Annotated in this window: 18 protein-coding genes; 7 read left to right on the forward strand and 11 right to left on the reverse strand. The window is 67.7% G+C overall.

Translation table 11 applies throughout. The features are described 5' to 3' along the window. Positions 1–16 precede the first annotated feature (16 nt). A complete protein-coding gene (murA, locus tag AASM09_RS05495; protein ID WP_049427476.1) occupies positions 17–1288 on the forward strand; it encodes a UDP-N-acetylglucosamine 1-carboxyvinyltransferase in 1272 nt (423 codons plus the stop codon). Beyond that, a complete protein-coding gene (locus AASM09_RS05500) occupies positions 1285–1602 on the forward strand; it encodes a hypothetical protein (protein WP_049427475.1) in 318 nt (105 codons plus the stop codon). Before murA ends, AASM09_RS05500 begins: the two co-directional genes overlap by 4 nt. Before the next feature lie 123 nt (positions 1603–1725). On the opposite strand, the gene AASM09_RS05505 is transcribed toward AASM09_RS05500, so the two are convergent. The 7 genes from AASM09_RS05505 to purM form a co-directional block, all read right to left on the reverse strand. After that, positions 1726–2409 (reverse strand): DUF3108 domain-containing protein, encoded by a 684-nt coding sequence (locus tag AASM09_RS05505; protein ID WP_049427472.1) that lies wholly within the window; start codon positions 2407–2409, stop codon positions 1726–1728. Positions 2410–2411: 2 nt separating this feature from the next. Continuing rightward, complete coding sequence (locus AASM09_RS05510) at positions 2412–3239, reverse strand: DUF3108 domain-containing protein (protein ID WP_049427470.1); 828 nt, start codon at positions 3237–3239, stop codon at positions 2412–2414. Positions 3240–3306: 67 nt separating this feature from the next. Next, entirely contained in the window at positions 3307–3966 is a 660-nt protein-coding gene (gene purN / locus AASM09_RS05515; protein ID WP_049427469.1) for a phosphoribosylglycinamide formyltransferase, read from the reverse strand. Continuing rightward, the gene (locus AASM09_RS05520; protein WP_049427467.1) at positions 3963–4625 is read right to left on the reverse strand and encodes a DUF2238 domain-containing protein; all 663 of its coding nucleotides are present in this window, start codon (positions 4623–4625) and stop codon (positions 3963–3965) included. The genes purN and AASM09_RS05520 overlap by 4 nt, the downstream gene beginning before the upstream one ends. 40 nt (positions 4626–4665) lie before the next feature. Beyond that, the gene (locus tag AASM09_RS05525) at positions 4666–5088 is read right to left on the reverse strand and encodes a hypothetical protein (protein ID WP_049427465.1); all 423 of its coding nucleotides are present in this window, start codon (positions 5086–5088) and stop codon (positions 4666–4668) included. Then, on the reverse strand, positions 5085–5573 hold the full coding sequence (locus AASM09_RS05530; RefSeq protein ID WP_049427463.1) for a hypothetical protein: 489 nt from the start codon (positions 5571–5573) through the stop codon (positions 5085–5087). The genes AASM09_RS05525 and AASM09_RS05530 overlap by 4 nt, the downstream gene beginning before the upstream one ends. Before the next feature lie 21 nt (positions 5574–5594). Continuing rightward, entirely contained in the window at positions 5595–6653 is a 1059-nt protein-coding gene (gene purM / locus AASM09_RS05535) for a phosphoribosylformylglycinamidine cyclo-ligase (RefSeq protein WP_049427462.1), read from the reverse strand. A gap of 99 nt (positions 6654–6752) precedes the next feature. Between purM and AASM09_RS05540 the strand changes: the two genes are divergently transcribed. Genes AASM09_RS05540 through hda form a run of 3 tightly spaced genes read left to right on the forward strand, consistent with a single transcriptional unit; the run spans position 6753 to position 9765 of the window. After that, complete coding sequence (locus tag AASM09_RS05540) at positions 6753–7892, forward strand: DUF2066 domain-containing protein (RefSeq protein WP_049427460.1); 1140 nt, start codon at positions 6753–6755, stop codon at positions 7890–7892. Beyond that, a complete protein-coding gene (locus tag AASM09_RS05545) occupies positions 7889–9058 on the forward strand; it encodes an AI-2E family transporter (protein WP_049427458.1) in 1170 nt (389 codons plus the stop codon). Before AASM09_RS05540 ends, AASM09_RS05545 begins: the two co-directional genes overlap by 4 nt. Next, a complete protein-coding gene (gene hda / locus AASM09_RS05550) occupies positions 9058–9765 on the forward strand; it encodes a DnaA regulatory inactivator Hda (RefSeq protein WP_049427455.1) in 708 nt (235 codons plus the stop codon). Before AASM09_RS05545 ends, hda begins: the two co-directional genes overlap by 1 nt. Positions 9766–10229: 464 nt before the next feature. Here the strand turns inward: hda and murU are convergent, their stop codons facing one another. From murU to AASM09_RS05570, 4 genes are all read right to left on the reverse strand, one after another. Further along, on the reverse strand, positions 10230–10940 hold the full coding sequence (gene murU, locus AASM09_RS05555) for an N-acetylmuramate alpha-1-phosphate uridylyltransferase MurU (protein ID WP_049429349.1): 711 nt from the start codon (positions 10938–10940) through the stop codon (positions 10230–10232). Next, on the reverse strand, positions 10937–11962 hold the full coding sequence (locus AASM09_RS05560) for an aminoglycoside phosphotransferase family protein (RefSeq protein ID WP_049429350.1): 1026 nt from the start codon (positions 11960–11962) through the stop codon (positions 10937–10939). Before AASM09_RS05560 ends, murU begins: the two co-directional genes overlap by 4 nt. Before the next feature lie 64 nt (positions 11963–12026). After that, complete coding sequence (locus AASM09_RS05565; RefSeq protein ID WP_005415577.1) at positions 12027–12296, reverse strand: GlsB/YeaQ/YmgE family stress response membrane protein; 270 nt, start codon at positions 12294–12296, stop codon at positions 12027–12029. Between the two features lie 69 nt (positions 12297–12365). Then, positions 12366–13859, reverse strand: a complete 1494-nt coding sequence (locus AASM09_RS05570) for a M20 family metallopeptidase (RefSeq protein WP_100443776.1) — start codon at positions 13857–13859, stop codon at positions 12366–12368. 200 nt (positions 13860–14059) lie between these two features. Here AASM09_RS05570 and AASM09_RS05575 point away from each other — a divergent pair, with 200 nt between their 5' ends. Further along, on the forward strand, positions 14060–14386 hold the full coding sequence (locus AASM09_RS05575) for a ComEA family DNA-binding protein (protein WP_049429368.1): 327 nt from the start codon (positions 14060–14062) through the stop codon (positions 14384–14386). A gap of 352 nt (positions 14387–14738) precedes the next feature. After that, the gene (locus AASM09_RS05580) at positions 14739–15824 is read left to right on the forward strand and encodes a L,D-transpeptidase (protein ID WP_049429351.1); all 1086 of its coding nucleotides are present in this window, start codon (positions 14739–14741) and stop codon (positions 15822–15824) included. Positions 15825–15840: the final 16 nt, after the last annotated feature.

The raw sequence follows: 15840 nt of genomic DNA on the forward strand, positions 1-15840 counted from the left end.
AGAAGATCCCGAATACATGGCCAAGATCGTTGTGACCGGCGGCGCTGCGCTGCACGGTGAAGTGAGCATCTCCGGCGCCAAGAACGCCGTCCTCCCCATTCTCTGCGCGACCCTGCTGGCCGATGAGCCGGTGGAGATCACCAACGTGCCGCACCTGCACGACGTGGTCACCACGGTGAAGCTGCTGGGCGAGCTGGGCGCCAAGGTCACCATCGACCAGGGCACGCTGTCGCGTGGCAGTGCGATCGTGGTCGATCCGCGCTCGGTGAACCAGCATGTTGCGCCGTACGAGCTGGTCAAGACCATGCGCGCCTCGATCCTGGTGCTGGGCCCGCTGCTGGCGCGCTTCGGCGCGGCGGAAGTGTCGCTGCCCGGCGGCTGCGCGATCGGTTCGCGCCCGGTTGACCAGCACATCAAGGGCCTGCAGGCGCTGGGCGCCGAGATCGTGGTCGAGAACGGCTTCATCAAGGCCACCGCCAAGCGCCTGAAGGGTGGTCACTTCACCTTCGACATGGTCAGCGTCACCGGCACCGAGAATGTGCTGATGGGCGCGGTGCTGGCTGAAGGCACCACCATCCTCGACAACTGCGCGATGGAACCGGAAGTGACCGATCTGGCGCACTGCCTGATCGCCCTTGGCGCGAAGATCGAAGGCCTGGGTACCGCCCGCCTGGTCATCGAAGGCGTCGAGCGCCTGTCCGGTGGCCGTCACGAAGTGCTGCCCGACCGCATCGAGACCGGCACCTTCCTGGTCGCTGCGGCGATGACCGGCGGCAAGGTCACGGTGAACCGTGCGCGCCCGAGCACCATGGATGCCGTGCTGTCCAAGCTGGTCGAGGCCGGTGCGAAGATCGACACCACCGACGACAGCATCACCCTGGACATGCAGGGCAAGCGGCCGAAGGCGGTCAACCTGACCACCGCGCCGTACCCGGCGTTCCCGACCGACATGCAGGCGCAGTTCATGGCACTCAACTGCGTGGCCGACGGTGTGGGCGTGATCAACGAAACGATCTTCGAGAACCGTTTCATGCACGTCAACGAACTGCTGCGCCTGGGCGCGGACATCCAGGTCGAAGGCCACACCGCCATCGTGCGTGGCAGCGAGCACCTGAGTGGCGCACCGGTGATGGCGACCGACCTGCGTGCGTCGGCGTCGCTGATCCTGGCCGGCCTGATGGCCAGCGGCGACACCACCATCGACCGCATCTACCACCTTGATCGTGGCTACGAGAACATCGAAGAGAAGCTGTCTTCGCTCGGCGCCACCATCCGGCGCGTGCCATGATCCTGCGCGGCAAGTTCAGCCCGCGCCGCAAGGCGCTGCTGGCCCTGGTGCTGATCGTGCTGGCGTGGCTGGGCTACGCCTGGTACGCCAACATCGCCATCACCCAGGGCATCGAGCAGAAGGACATGGACTGGAACGGCGACGGCACGGTCACGCGTGACGAGATCATCGAGTCGTTCTATGCGGTTGCGGTGAACGACAGCCAGGACGGCAACCGCCATTGCCGTACGTTTGTCTGGCGCAGCACCGGCGAGCAGATCCGCGTGGACTGCCGCACCGAGTTCACGCCGGCCGCGGCCGACGAAAAGAAGTAAGCAGAACGCCCGCGAAAGCGGGCGTTTTTTTACGGTAGATCCACGCCATGCGTGGATGAAGGCGCCGGGTCGCTGTCGGGGTCAGGAGCCCTTCCCGTTGGAAAGGGATCAGACCGCGGGCGCTCAGTTCATCGCCTTGATGGTCAGGTCCAGCGCATCGCGGCCGCTCTCACGCTGCAGCATCCGCGCCGGCACCGGGAAGTCCGGTACGATCCAGGCGATCAGCTCCTTGTTGCCATCGGCACGCGAGACCTTCGTGGCCTCGTAGCTCTTGCCGCCCACGGTGATCGACTCTTTGCCGATCACGCGGTAGGTCATGTTCTTGATCCGGCCCTCGTCCACCATGCGGTAGGTCAGCGGCTTGCCGGCCGCCAGGTCACGGGCGATCGCCAGATTGATCAGCAGCGCATCCATGTCACCGGACTTCAGAGCAATCGGTCCGGCGCGGTCCGGCTTGATGTCGCCGGTCCAGGTGGCCTGGTTGCTGCTCCAGTTGTAGGTGGCCTGCACGTTGCGCTTCTTCACCAGCAGGGCCGAACGGTCCTGGCTGCTGAGCGGGCGCAGCTGGCCGCGCACTTCCTCGAACACGGTGCTCTGGCTGAGGTCGGCCAGCTGGTTCTTCACCTGCAGGCTGTAGCGCCACTTGTTGGCGCCTTCGCTGGACAGGGTCATGGTGCCGTTGGCCTGCATGCCCATGTAGCTGGCCAGGTAGTCGGCCTTGAACGGCTCCAGCGCCATGGCCGGCAGGCTGGCCACAGTCAGGGCAGCGGCTGCGATCCAGGTGAGGGGGCGGGTCAGGGTGTTCATGCTCAGACTCCTTGGTATTCGATCAGGCGCAGGTCGACGCGGTCTTCGCCGTCTTCGCGTTGCAGGATGCGCACCGGGGTGGGGACACCGTTGGCGATCCAGAGGATGGTTTCGTTGTTGCCGCCGTTGGTCCGGTAGACCCGCAGCGCGTTGTAGGACAGGTCGCCGACCTCGACGTTCTCGGTCTGCGGCGCGGCCTGGTAATCGTGCTGGCGGACCTTGCCCATGTCCACGTAGCGGTAATGCATGGCGGCGCCCGGGCGGGCGTCGCGCATGATCGCCAGGTTGATCAGCAGTGCGCTCTGGTCGCCCGGCTGCAGCGGGATCGGCTGCGCACGTTCCTTCTTGACGTCACCGGTCCACTGCGCGGTACCGGCCTGCCAGTTGTAGGTGCCCACGGCCTTCTTGCCGAGGAACAGGCCCTTGCGCACCGTGCTCTGGCTGAGCGGTGCGTAGACGCCACTGCGCTCTTCGAACACCGTGCTCTGCTCGATGTTCAGGCCGAGCACGCTGGCAAAGCCGCGGCGGCCGACCACCTGCATGTCCACCCGCCACTGGCTGCCGCCGGTGTGGGTGACCTGCATGCTGGCATCACCTGCTTCCTTGCCCTTGTAGAAGGCCTGGTAGGTGGCGGTGAACGGCTGCAGCGGCGGCGGCTCCCAGGCCAGTGCCGGCAACAGCGGCACGCTGGGCTCGTTCGGTGGCAGCGCAGTGGGTGCGGGTGGCGGTGCCGGTGAAGCAGCAGGCGGCTGCGCCTGGCCCCAGCCCACGCCGGGAAGCACGGCAAGCGACAACAGCAGTGAAGTGGACAGCAGCGTCGTGGTCTTCATGGGGGACAGGGGCCGCAGGAGGGGGCAGGATGCCAGCCCCGCAGTCAGCGGGGCGTGTGCAAGGGCGTTACTGGTTCAGGTTTCCGGCGGAATCTAGGGCCAGGGGGCTAAACAGGGGGTGACCGTCCAACCAGGGCTGGCCCTCCCGTTCAGCCAGGCGACCCGCGCACAGCAGCTGCAGCGTAGCGATCAGCAGCGGGTGCTCCACCGCCAGTACCCGCTCGGCCAGGCTGCGCGCGTCGTCGCCCGGCAGCACGGGAACCCGTGCCTGCGCCAGTACGGCTCCGGCATCCAGCTCCGGCACTACCAGGTGCACGCTGGCACCGTGCTCGGCATCGCCGGCCTGCAGCGCCCGCGCGTGGGTGTCCAGGCCCTTGTGCAGCGGCAGCAGCGACGGGTGGATGTTGACCAGGTGGCCAGCGAAGCGCTGCACGAAGGCCGGACCCAGGATGCGCATGTAGCCGGCGCAGACGATCCAGTCCGGCTGTACTGCTGCCAGCGCATTGCCCAGTGCCTGCTCGTAGGCGGCGCGGTCGCTGAACGCCTTCGGCGCATGCGCCCAGCGCAGGGGCGGTGCGACGCGCTGTAGTGCTTCTGCAGCGGGGCGGTCGGAGAACACGCCGACCACCTTGGCCGGCAGGCGGCCGCTGCCGATCGCGTCGAGGATGGCCTGCAGGTTGCTGCCGCGGCCCGAGGCGAGCACGGCGATGCGGGTTGGGGCGGTCATTGCAGGGAACTCCGGCGGATCAGTGGCCAGGTCAACAGGCTGCCGACGGTCGCCATCAGCATGTCGGCATGCGCATCCCACAGGTCACCCTGCTGGCCGTTGTAGGCCTCGGCGGCATCCGGAGACAGCGCCAGCGCGATGGCCCATTCGAACCATTCGTAGACCAGGCTGGCGCACACCACCGTCATCACCGCCAGGGTGAAGGCCTGGCCCAGCCGCAGTGCTGGCCACGCGTGGCGCGCCAGCTGCAGCAGCGCGGGGGTGAAGCAGACACCGAACAGGAAGTGGATGAGGCGGTCGAAGTGATTGCGCTGCCAGCCGAACGCCGCATTGGGTGACCAGCCGGTCAGCGCCTGCGCCCAGGCGTCGTAGGGCACGTTGGAATACAGCCAGCGCGCCGCCACGCAGTGCAGAGCGATGAAGCCGCAGATGGCGATGAAAGCGCCATCGCCCAGCCAGCCACCGCGACGGTCGACCCATAGCAGGGCGACCAGCCCGACCACGGTCAACGTGCTGTGCAGGGCCTGCTCGGTGGGCCACAGCGGGTGGATCCAGCTGATCGCGAAGACCGCCAGTACGGCGGCGAAGGCCAGCTTCTTCGGGCCCGAGAAGCGGTGGCGGGTGGGTGAGACGGTCGTTGAGAAGGCGGGCGAGGACATGTCGGGTCGATCAGGGAAGGGCGGCTGTCTGCCCACGGGCTCAGACACTGAGATGGTCGCCGCGGTCGAACAGCGCAGCCATCTCCGGCTTGCACAGGAACACCCAGGCATAGGCGGTCAACGCCATGCCCAGTGGGCCAGCCAGCACAGCCAGCCACGCCGCGCGCTGGCACCAGGCCAGGCCCGTGCGGCGTGAAAGCAGGCGCGCGGTATGCAGCTGCACGAAGCCCAGCAACGCAGCCAGCAGGGCGATCGAGGCATAGACTGTGGTCAGCAGCCAGGCATCGTCCAGCCCGCGTGAGTGGGCCACCCATCCACTGAGGCCAAGGAACGCCACTGCGGCGACCCAGTGGAAACCGGCCAGGGCGTAGAACAGCACGCTCAGTGTCTGCAGATGGCTGACCCGCTGCAGCTGCGCCAGGGTCCGATGCGGCAGTGGCGGTGGATTGCCTGAGGCGGTCATGCGGTCGTGGTGGGAGCGTCGAAGGCAGCCTTGACCTGCGGACGCAGCAGAGTGATCAGGCTGAACACCCCCAGCACCGTGCCGACCGGCGTGAACAGGCAGGCCAGGCCAGCCGCGATCAGGCACAGCAGATGGCGGCGACGGCGGGCCAGGCAGCGGCCGGCATAGGCCACGAACGCGCCCAGCGCGATGCCGCCGAACACGACGACGCAGCCGAGAACAGTGAACACCCAGCCCATCAGGCGCTGTTCCTCCGGCGAGGAGGGCTCGCCGCCGGACTTCATCGGCAGGCTGCCGGTCAACGCAGCGATGCCGATCACGATGTGCAGGATGAAGATCAGCGAGAACAGCACGATCAGGCCACCGACCACGTAGTGTGCGATGACCAGCATGCGCAGGTGGTCGGCATCCTGCGCGCTGAACGGCGGTACCGTCACCAGCGGCGGCGGCACGGGGGCGGGCGACAAGGGGGGCGATGCGTCCATGCGGGCTCCTGGTTGCCGGGCTCAGCCGATGTGGACGCGCTCGGCGCCTTCGGCGGTGACCACCTGGCCGATGGTCCAGTGCTCCAGGCCCTGCGCCTTGACCGCCTCGGACACCGCAGCCACCTGGTCCGGCGCGACGATCAGCACGAAGCCGATGCCGCAGTTGAAGGTGCGCCACATCTCGCTGTCGGCTACCGCGCCCTCCTTCTGCAGCCACTGGAACACCGGCGGCAGGGTCCAGGACGACGCCTGGATGTCCAGGCCGAGGCCGTCGGGCACCACGCGGATGATGTTCTCGGTCAGGCCGCCACCGGTGATGTGGGCCATGCCATGGATGGCCTCGCCATGCGACTTCAGCAGCGACAGGATCGGCTTGACGTACAGGCGGGTTGGTGCCATCAGCGCATCGACCAGCTTCACGCCGCCTTCCAGCTCCAGATCGGCCGGGCGGCCGGCGCGGTCGTAGATGCGGCGGACCAGCGAGTAGCCGTTGGAGTGCGGGCCGGAGGAGGCGATGCCGATGAGCACGTCGCCAGCGGCCACGCTGGCGCCGTCCTTCAGCTCGCTCTTCTCTACCGCAGCGACCGTGAAGCCGGCCAGGTCGTACTCGCCCGGGGCATACATGTCGGGCATTTCAGCCGTTTCGCCGCCGATCAGCGCGCAGCCGGCCTCGGTGCAGCCGTTGGCGATGCCGCCCACGACCGCCGCCGCGGTGTCGATGTCCAGCTTGCCGGTGGCGAAGTAGTCCAGGAAGAACAGCGGCTCGGCACCCTGCACCAGCACGTCGTTCACGCACATGGCGACCAGGTCGATGCCGATCGTATCGTGGCGGTTCAGCTGGTGGGCCAGCTTCAGCTTGGTGCCCACGCCGTCGGTGCCCGACACCAGTACCGGTTCGCGGTACTTGTTGGACAGGTCGAACAGGGCGCCGAAGCCACCCAGGCCGCCCATCACTTCCGGGCGGAAGCTGCGCTTGACCAGGGGCTTGATCCGCTCGACCAGCTCGTTGCCGGCGTCGATGTCGACACCCGCATCACGGTAGGTGAGGGGGGAGGGGGCGGAAGACGGGGTGTTGGTCACGGGCGTCGGCGCTGGCAGGGGTTGAACGGGCGATTTTAACAGGCCGCATTGGCGCAAAGACCGTATTCGGGCAACAATTCCCCCGGATACGTCGAGCCAATGGATGTCCTGATGCGCCGCAGCCTGATTCTGACCCTGCTCCTTGCGCTGAGCCTGCCGGTGGCCACGATGGCCCAGAGCGGCCTTCGCACCGAGGGTGATGTCGCCACCGCCAGTGGCGCGTACGAGGCCGAAGTGCCCGTCAACAGCCAAGCCGAGGCCGATCGCAACGGCGCCCTGGCCCGCGCCCTGAGCGTGGTACTGGGCAAGCTGTCCGGCGACCGCAGCGTGATGTCCCGCCCTGGCGTGGTGCAGGCGCTGCGCAACGCCAAGGACTACGTGGCCAGCTACGACTACAAGCAGGACCAGAGCGTGAGCGCCAACGGCGCCCCCAGCTTCCGTACCCTGCTGGTGGCCCGCTTCCGCGAGGACGACGTGGATTCGCTGGTGTCGGCGCTGGGCCTGCCACTGTGGCCGCAGCCGCGACCGAAGCCGGTGCTGTGGCTGGCCGTCGACGATGGCAGCGGCCCGCGCCTGGTCAGCGTGCAGCAGGCCAACGCCGCTCGGCCGTTGCTGAACCGCGCCATCGAGCGTGGCTACAAGCTGGGGCTGCCCACTGGGGGGGCTGCCGAACAGGCGCTGGCCGGGGCCATCTGGCGCCAGGACAGTGCCGCCGTGGCCCGTGCCTCCTCGCGCTACTCGCCGCCGATGCAGCTGATCGGCAAGCTGTACCGGGCCAATGGCGGCTGGCAGGCGGATTGGGTGTTCGTCGACAACGGCCGCGAACTGAACAAGTGGACCAGCAAGGACGCCAACGCCATGCGTGCGATGGCCGCCGGTGCCGACGGCGCCGCCGATGCGCTGGTCAAGCGCTATGCCAAGGCGGGCGCCGCCGTCGGCCAGGCCGGGACCTACCGTGTGGTGGTCACCGGCATCAACAGTGCCGACGACTACCTGCGGCTGGCTGCCGGCCTACGCGAGGTACCGGTGGTGCGCAACGTCACCCCGCTGCACGCTTCGGCCGGCCAGCTGGAGCTGAGCCTGGAGATGACCACCGGCCTGGCAGGCTTCAACCGCATGCTGGGCGACAACGGCGTACTGGTGCCGAGCGCACCGCTGCCTGCCCTGCCGACGCCAATCGATGACACCACCGGGGCTCCGGTGGCCCCGCCGGTCAGCAACGAGTACCGCCTGCGATGACTCTGACCCCGGAAGCGGAAATCGCGCAGTTCCTGCGTCGCCTGAAGTACATCCTGTTCGCCGGCCTGATCGGCTGGGTGGTATGGCTGCTGGCGCCGATCCTGACCCCGTTCGTGCTGGCGCTGGCGCTGGCCTGGCTGGGTGACCCGCTGGTGGACCGCATCGAGGCCACCGGCCGCTCGCGCATGACCGGCGTGGTGCTGGTGTTCGCGGCGATGGTGCTGGTGATCGTGGCGCTGCTGCTGGTGCTGGTGCCGATGATCGAGCGCCAGATCACCACCCTGATCGCGGTCGCGCCGCAGGCACAGGCGTGGCTGATGGAAAAGGGCATTCCCTGGTTCGAGCAGAAGACCGGCCTGGAAGTGATGCAGTGGCTGGACCCGGACCGCCTGATCGAATGGGTGCGCAGCCACTGGCAGCAGGCCGGCGGCTTCGCCACCACGTTCATGGGCTACGTCTCGCGCTCGGGCTTTGCGATGGTGACCTGGGTGGTCAACATCCTGCTGCTGCCGATCCTGGCGTTCTACTTCCTGCGCGACTGGGACAAGCTGGTCGAGCGGGTCGCGTCGGTGATTCCGCGCAACCAGATCGGCACCATCAGCGCGCTGGCGCGTGAATCCAACGAGGTGCTGGGCGCGTTCATCCGCGGCCAGTTCCTGGTGATGCTGGCGCTGGGCGTGATCTATGCCGGTGGCCTGTCGCTGGTTGGCCTGAAGCTGGGCCTGCTGATCGGCCTGATTGCCGGCCTGATCAGCTTCATCCCTTACCTGGGCGCGACCACCGGCATCCTGATGGCGATCATCGCCGCACTGGTGCAGGCGCAGGGCTTTGACCTGAAGCTGCTGATCCTGGTCGGCGTGGTGTTCACCGTGGGCCAGCTGCTGGAAAGCTACGTACTGACCCCGCGCATCGTCGGCGACAAGATCGGCCTGCACCCGGTGGCGGTGATCTTCGCGGTGATGGCTGGTGGCCAGCTGTTCGGCTTCCTCGGCATGCTGCTGGCGCTGCCGGTGGCGGCGGTGACCAACGTGCTGCTGCGCTATGCACACCAGCGTTATCGCCAGAGCGAGCTGTACGTGGGCGAGAAGCCTTCGATCGTGCTTGATGGCGTGGTCGATGCCCCCCATATCATCATTCCGAACGACAAGGGCCCCGACCTGAAGTGATGGGTGTGCCGCAACTGCCGCTGGCCCTGCATTACCCGCGGGACCAGCGCCTCGAGACCTTCATCGGCGCGCCGGATGGCGCGCTGGCGCAGCTGCGCGCGATCGCGGTGGGTGCCAGCCACGACTGGGTCTACCTGGAAGGTGCGGCGGGCACGGGCAAGACCCACCAGGCGCTGGCGATGTGTTCCAGCGCCGAGCAGGCCGGGCGCCTGCCGACCTACGTGCCGCTGGCCAGTGCGGCCGGCCGCGTGCGTGCGGCGCTGGATGGGCTGGAGGTGCGCGAGCTGGTGGCGCTGGATGGCCTGGATGAGGTTGCCGGCCATCGCGAGGACGAGATTGCGCTGTTCGATTTCCACAACCGCGCACGCGCCGCGGGGGTGACCGTGTTGTACACGGCGCAGAAGGCGCCGGAAGAACTGGGCCTGTTGCTGCCGGACCTGCGTTCGCGGCTGGGCCAGTGCGTGCGCGTGCTGTTGCAGCCGCTGGACGAAGAGGGCCGTGCGGCGGTGCTGCGCGAGCGTGCGCTGCGCCGTGGGCTGGCGATCGACGAGGCGGCCATCGAGTGGCTGTTGTCGCACACCGGGCGCGAGCTGGGTGGGTTGATCACGCTGCTGGACTGGCTGGACCGCGAGTCGCTGGCGGCGAAGCGGCGGATCACCGTGCCGTTCCTGCGCCAGGTGCTGGAAGAAGGCCGGCCTCGTTACTGAGGGTGGGGTTTGTTTGCAGGGCTGCGCCCTGCACCCGCCGAAGCCGAAGCCGAGGCAACGTCAACGTCAAAGGCTGGCTTCCTGAGGGGAGGCGGGGTGGCTCAGGTTGCGGGGGACGGCGCAAGTACGTCCATGTAGCCTCGATCGCGCCATCCATGGCGCTCACGCCCCCGCAACCTGAGCCACCCCGCCTTCGACAGGTTCCCGCAGCTGTTGGTGGGTGTCGACCTTGGTCGACACCTGAGCAAGCGCAGCGAAGCGACCCGCTTCTGCTTTTCTTTCTTTCTTCCGTGGCTGGACGCCCACGGAAACTGTCAGAGGCCGGGCGGGGTGGGTTCGCGGGGGGGGCCGCGGCATGGATGCCGCGGCCAAGCCCCCAGGGACGGGTTCACGGCGTCCCCCGCGGGACCACCCCGCCCGGCCAAGCAAGGCTTCTGCTCTCAAAACGTCCAGCCACGAGGGGCTCAGCCGTTCGCCGCCAACTCAACATCCAGCGCGCGCAGGCGATCCACGGTACCCACATCGGTCCAACGCCCGCGATGGTGCTGCCCCGTCATCAACCCCTGCGCCATGAAATGCTTCTGCAGCGGCACCACCGAGAACTTCGGCGGCACCCGCTCGCTGCCCGGCGCATCACCGATCACCGCGCGCCAATCGGCCACGACGGAAGGGCGATAGACGCCGATGCCGGCATAAGTCAGGCACGGGCCCTCGCGGTCGTGATGCAGCACGCCTTGCGAGTCCAGCCGGTAGTCGCCGTCGGGGTGCTGCACCGGATTGTCGACCAGCACCAGGTGCGCCTGGCCCTGTGGCTCTCGTGGCAGCGTGGCGAAATCGAAATCAGTCCAGATGTCGCCGTTCACCACCAGGAACGGGGCGTCGCCCAGCACCGGCAGTGCGTTGAGGATGCCGCCGCCGGTTTCCAGCGGGGTCTCGCCTTCGTGCACGAAGTGCAACTGCAGGCCCCACTGGCTGCCATCGCCCAGCGTGGTCGGGAACTGCTCGGCCAGCCACGCGGTATTGACCACCACCTCGCGCACGCCGAGTGCGGCGAGGCGTTCCAGGTGCCAGGCGATCAGCGGCTTACCGGCCACTTCCAGCAACGGCTTGGGCGTGTGCAGGGTCAGCGGGCGCATGCGCTCGCCGAGGCCGGCAGCAAAGACAAGTGCTTTCATCGGGCCACGCGCATCGGTGCGGCCAGCTCGGCCAGCGCCGGCTTGATGCGGTCGTCCAGCAACTGCTGCAGCGGCGCCAGTTCGCGATAGCGTGGCAGCACTTCATCCAGATAGGTGATGAAGCGCGGCGCGTCGTCGAGGTAATGGCCCTTGTTGTCGCGGTAGCGCAGGCGGCAGAACAGGCCGAGGATCTTCACGTGGCGCTGGATGCCCATCCAGTCGGCATCGCGCAGGAAGGTGGCGCGGTCGGGCACCGGCAGGCCGGCACCGCACGCACGCTCGTGGTACTGCGCCAGCCACTCGTCCACGCGCTGCAGCGGCCAGCTCAGGAAGGCGTCCTTGAAAAGGCTTACCGCGTCGTAGGCGATCGGACCGCGCACCAGGTCCTGGAAGTCCAGTACCGCTGGGCCGTCGTCGACTGGCATCAGGTTGCGCGGCATGTAGTCGCGGTGGGTCATCAGCTGGGCCTGGCCCAGCGCGTTGTCCATCAGGCGGCGGTGCACCAGCTGCAGCCCTTCAATCTCGCCGCAGTCCAGTTCCAGGTTCAGGTGGCGCTGCAGGAACCATTCGTCGAACAGGCCGGCATCGCGCTGCAGCAGCGCTTCGCCGAACTGGCCGAAGTCGGCCGGCACCGGGATCGCCTGCAGGCGCAGCAGCTGTTCGATCGAACGGTCGAACCATTCATCGGCATTGCGCTCGTCGAGGATCTTCGCCAGGGTCGGGCCGCCGAGGTCTTCCAGCAGCAGGAAGCCGGCCTCCAGATCCTGGGCGAGCAGCATGGGCACGCGCAGGCCGTTGTCGTGCAGCAGGCCGCGCATGCGCAGCCACGGCCGCGGATCTTCCAGCCCCGGCGGGGCGTCCATCACGATGTGGCTGCCGCGCGTGCTGGTGGTGCGCCAGTAGCTGCGCATGCCGGCATCGACCGAGGCGCGTTCGACCACTGCATTGGCATCTTCGAGCTGGGTACGGGCCCACTGCAGGCGCTGCGCGCTGCGCTGGGGATCGGAGGCGGGTTCGGTCATGCAGGCATATCCGGGCGCGCCGGGCGCGCCAACGTCGGGAACAGGAAGGGAAGGGGATGCGGGCTCAGCGGCGGCCGCTGAACAGGCGCAGGACGGCCAGCACGGCCACCGCGCCCACCACCGCACCGAGGAAACCGGCCGGTTCGCCGGGGGCGTACCAGCCCATGTACTGGCCGAACCAACCGGCCAGCAGCGCGCCAAGGATGCCCAGCACGATGGTCAACAGGCAGCCCATGCGGTTGTTGCCGGGCATGAAGAAGCGCCCGAGCAGGCCGACGAAGAAGCCCACCAGCAGGATGTACAGCCAGCTGCTGCTGCCGAACAGACCATTCATGCGCGCGGATTCCGCTTGAGTGTGGACGCAGCCTAGCAAGGCCAGGCTGCGTCCGTCACGGGTGCCGGATCAGCAGCAGCCGTGGTCGCCGTGGCGGGTGCCGCTATCGGCGGCCACCGGCGAACCGCTGGTCTCGCCGCGCAGGCTGGCGGCGTAATGCTCGCTGATCACCTTGGATACGCAGGCGGTGACCTTCTTGCCCATCGGGATGTGCAGGAATTCGTTCGGGCCGTGCGCGTTGGAGTGCGGGCCGAGCACGCCGGTGATCATGAACTGCGCACCCGGGAACTTCTCGCCGAGCATGCCCATGAACGGGATCGAGCCGCCCTCGCCCATGTACATCGCCGGCTTGCCGAAGAAGGCCTGGCTGGCGTCGTCGATGGCCTGGGTCAGCCACGGCGCCATGGCCGGGGCGTTCCAGCCGGTGGAGGCCTTTTCAAGGTCCAGGGTGACCTGTGCGCCGTTCGGCGGGTCGCGCAGCAGCGCTTCCTTCAGCAGCTCGCCGCAGGTCTTGCCATCGGCGGTCGGCGGCAGGCGCAGCGACAGCTTCACCGAGGTCTGCGGGCGCAGCACGTTGCCGGCCGATTCCAGCGGCGGCATGCCGCCGACGCCGGTGACCGACAGCGCCGGGCGCCAGGTGCGGTTGAGCACCAGCTCGGTCAGGTCCTCGTTCATCGGGCGCAGGCCGTCGACCATCGGGAACTTCTCGAAGATCTCGGTATCGACCACTTCGGCGGCACGCTTGGCCTGCTCCTGGCGCTCGGCCGGGATCTCGACGTTCATGCCCTCGATCAGGATACGGCCGGTATCCTGGTCCTCGATGCGCGAAAGGATCTGGCGCAGCAGGCGGAAGCTGGATGGGATCACGCCGGAGGCATCGCCGGAATGCACGCCTTCGTTGAGCACCTTCACGGTGAAATTGCCGCCGGTCAGGCCGCGCAGCGAGGTGGTGCACCACAGCTGGTCGTAGTTGGCACAGCCCGAATCCAGGCAGACCACCAGCGAGGGCTTGCCGATGCGGTCGGCCAGGTGGTCGACGTAGGCCGGCAGATCGTAGCTGCCCGATTCTTCGCAGGCTTCGATCAGCACCACGCAACGCGCGTGCGGCAGGCCCTGGGCCTGCAGCGCCAGCACGGCGGCCAGCGAGCCGAAGATGGCGTAGCCGTCATCGGCGCCACCGCGGCCGTACAGCTTGTCACCGCGCAGCACCGGGGTCCACGGGCCGAGGTCGTCGTCCCAGCCGGTCATTTCCGGCTGCTTGTCCAGGTGGCCATAGAGCAGGATGGTGTCGTCGCCGGTTTCGGCGCCGGTGGCCGGAATTTCCAGGAAGATCAGCGGGGTACGGCCTTCCAGGCGCACCACTTCAACCTTCAGGCCCGGCAGCTGCTGGGCCTTGGCCCAGTTCTCCATCAGGGTGACTGCCTGTTCCATGTAGCCGTTCTGCACCCAATTGGCGTCGAACATCGGCGACTTGTTGGGAATGCGGATGTAGTCGACCAACTGCGGGACGATCTCGCTGTCCCACTTGTCATTGACGAATTGGCCGAGCTTGGCGCTGTCCATCTGAAACTCCGGTTGCATGGGCTGTGATCGCGCCATTCTACGCCTGTGCCGGGGTAGGGTTTTTCCTACATCACGTCGGGTATTTGGCTGGCTTACGGAAATACGGGAAACCGATAGGCTGTGCACATGTGGTGACGGACACTGTTCCTGCCGACGGGATTGCCGGTCGGGACGGCCAGAATCACAAGGAGATACACGTTGTGCCTTGGTTTGTCGTGTTGAGGGTGCTGGTACTGGTAGTGGGGATCGCTGGGGCGCATGCCGCCGAACCGATCGACATCAACCGCGCCGATGCCCAGGCGCTGCAGCAGGGATTGACGATGGTCGGAGCCGCCAAGGCCGAGGCGATCGTCGAGCACCGGCGCAGACACGGCCCGTTTCATCGCGTCGAGGACCTGACGCAGGTGAAGGGAATAGGGAATGCAATCGTCGAACGGAATCGACAGCGGATCACCGTAGGCAACAGGTTGTTGCCGGCGGATCCGGTACCCGGATCGGTACCGGTGCGAACCGTACCCAGGCGCTGACAGCAGGAATCGTCGGAACCGGCAGGAAGCTGGTTCACCGGACACAGGCAGGACGCCTGTGCCCACCGACCGCCGCAGGACGCGGCACCAATCACCAGGATGGTGGCATCACAGACCTGTGGAAGGGGCTGAGATACAAACAGGACCGACGCGGCCGCGTGCAGGATGCAACGCTACCCCCAGAGCGCAGGATGCGAGGGGGCGGCAGCAGGCCGACAGGGACGTAACGATTGCCCGGTACGACACATGGCTGTGTCGCCGGGCAGTTTCATTTCCGGCGCCCGGTTTTGCCGCGGCCACCACGGGGCGATGGTGTACGGTGGCCGCTCCGCATGGAAAGGACACCCGCTGGATGTTTCCGCATCGCCCCACGACCCTGATGCTCGCCCTTGCACTGGCCCTGCCGCTGCTGGCCCAGGCCGCTGCACCGACGCCGGCCGCCAAACCCGCGGCTGCCGCTGCGGCCACCCCCGAGGTACGCGGGCCGACCGACCTGAAGCCGGGCGAATACCTGTGGCATCCGGAAATCTCGCCGACCGGCCCGATCGTGCTGGTGGTCAGCCTCGATGAGCAGCGCGCCTATGTGTACCGCAACGGCATCGCCATCGGCCTGACCACGATCAGCTCGGGCAAGGCCGGGCACGAAACACCAACCGGTGTGTTCACCATCCTGCAGAAGGACAAGGACCACAAGTCCAACCTCTACAACAGCGCGCCGATGCCGTACATGCAGCGGCTGACCTGGGACGGCATCGCCCTGCATGGCGGCAGCCTGCCCGGGCATCCGGCCTCGCATGGCTGCGTGCGCCTGCCGCAGGCCTTCGCGCAGAAGCTGTTCAGCGAAACCCAGCGCGGCGATACCGTGGTCGTGGCCGATGCCAAGAGCTCGCCGATGACTCTGGCCTATCCGTCGGTGCTGGCGCCGGTCAACGCACGTGGCCAGGCCTTGCCGGAGACCGAGGGCGGCGCGCCGGCGCAGGCCTGGTGGGATGACAGCGCGGCCCCGGCCGGGCAGGTCGGCATCCTGGTCAGCCTGCACGACCAGCGCCTGTACGTGCTGCGCGATGGCGTGATGATCGGCGAGTCGCCGTTGAAGGCCGACGCGCTGCCGGCGTTCCAGGGCACCACCCTGTTCGTGATGGGGCAGGGTTACAGTGATACCCCCAGCCCGCTGGACGCGAACCAGCGCCTGCACCAGTGGACGGCCTACCCGCTGCTGGGCCAGGACCGTGCCCAGGCCACGCCGGACCTGCTGGCCACGCCCTCGCTGCCGATGGCGCTGCCGACCGATTTCGCTCGCCAGCTGTACCAGGTGCTGGTGCCGGGCACGACCCTGCTGGTCACCTCGCTGCCGGCGGTCCGCCCAAGCCCGGCTGAATCCGGAATGCAGCCGGTCTTGGAATCCGAGCCGCCAGGGTCCACCCTCAAGGGCAACTGAGTCCCCTCGTTGTGCC

Origin of the sequence: Stenotrophomonas maltophilia (assembly GCF_039555535.1) — a bacterium.
GTDB lineage: Bacteria > Pseudomonadota > Gammaproteobacteria > Xanthomonadales > Xanthomonadaceae > Stenotrophomonas > Stenotrophomonas maltophilia_Q.

Bases quoted from the DNA above. Each gene is read 5' to 3' on its own strand.
- AASM09_RS05510 (WP_049427470.1), bottom strand. From the start codon at position 3,239: ATGAAGACCACGACGCTGCTGTCCACTTCACTGCTGTTGTCGCTTGCC.
- AASM09_RS05530 (WP_049427463.1), bottom strand. From the start codon at position 5,573: ATGGACGCATCGCCCCCCTTGTCGCCCGCCCCCGTGCCGCCGCCGCTG.
- AASM09_RS05520 (WP_049427467.1), bottom strand. From the start codon at position 4,625: ATGTCCTCGCCCGCCTTCTCAACGACCGTCTCACCCACCCGCCACCGC.
- AASM09_RS05560 (WP_049429350.1), bottom strand. From the start codon at position 11,962: ATGACCGAACCCGCCTCCGATCCCCAGCGCAGCGCGCAGCGCCTGCAG.
- murU (WP_049429349.1), bottom strand. From the start codon at position 10,940: ATGAAAGCACTTGTCTTTGCTGCCGGCCTCGGCGAGCGCATGCGCCCG.
- AASM09_RS05565 (WP_005415577.1), bottom strand. From the start codon at position 12,296: ATGAATGGTCTGTTCGGCAGCAGCAGCTGGCTGTACATCCTGCTGGTG.
- purN (WP_049427469.1), bottom strand. From the start codon at position 3,966: ATGACCGCCCCAACCCGCATCGCCGTGCTCGCCTCGGGCCGCGGCAGC.
- AASM09_RS05570 (WP_100443776.1), bottom strand. From the start codon at position 13,859: ATGGACAGCGCCAAGCTCGGCCAATTCGTCAATGACAAGTGGGACAGC.
- hda (WP_049427455.1), top strand. From the start codon at position 9,058: ATGGGTGTGCCGCAACTGCCGCTGGCCCTGCATTACCCGCGGGACCAG.
- AASM09_RS05580 (WP_049429351.1), top strand. From the start codon at position 14,739: ATGTTTCCGCATCGCCCCACGACCCTGATGCTCGCCCTTGCACTGGCC.
- AASM09_RS05525 (WP_049427465.1), bottom strand. From the start codon at position 5,088: ATGACCGCCTCAGGCAATCCACCGCCACTGCCGCATCGGACCCTGGCG.
- AASM09_RS05545 (WP_049427458.1), top strand. From the start codon at position 7,889: ATGACTCTGACCCCGGAAGCGGAAATCGCGCAGTTCCTGCGTCGCCTG.
- AASM09_RS05505 (WP_049427472.1), bottom strand. From the start codon at position 2,409: ATGAACACCCTGACCCGCCCCCTCACCTGGATCGCAGCCGCTGCCCTG.
- AASM09_RS05540 (WP_049427460.1), top strand. From the start codon at position 6,753: ATGGATGTCCTGATGCGCCGCAGCCTGATTCTGACCCTGCTCCTTGCG.
- AASM09_RS05500 (WP_049427475.1), top strand. From the start codon at position 1,285: ATGATCCTGCGCGGCAAGTTCAGCCCGCGCCGCAAGGCGCTGCTGGCC.
- murA (WP_049427476.1), top strand. From the start codon at position 17: ATGGCCAAGATCGTTGTGACCGGCGGCGCTGCGCTGCACGGTGAAGTG.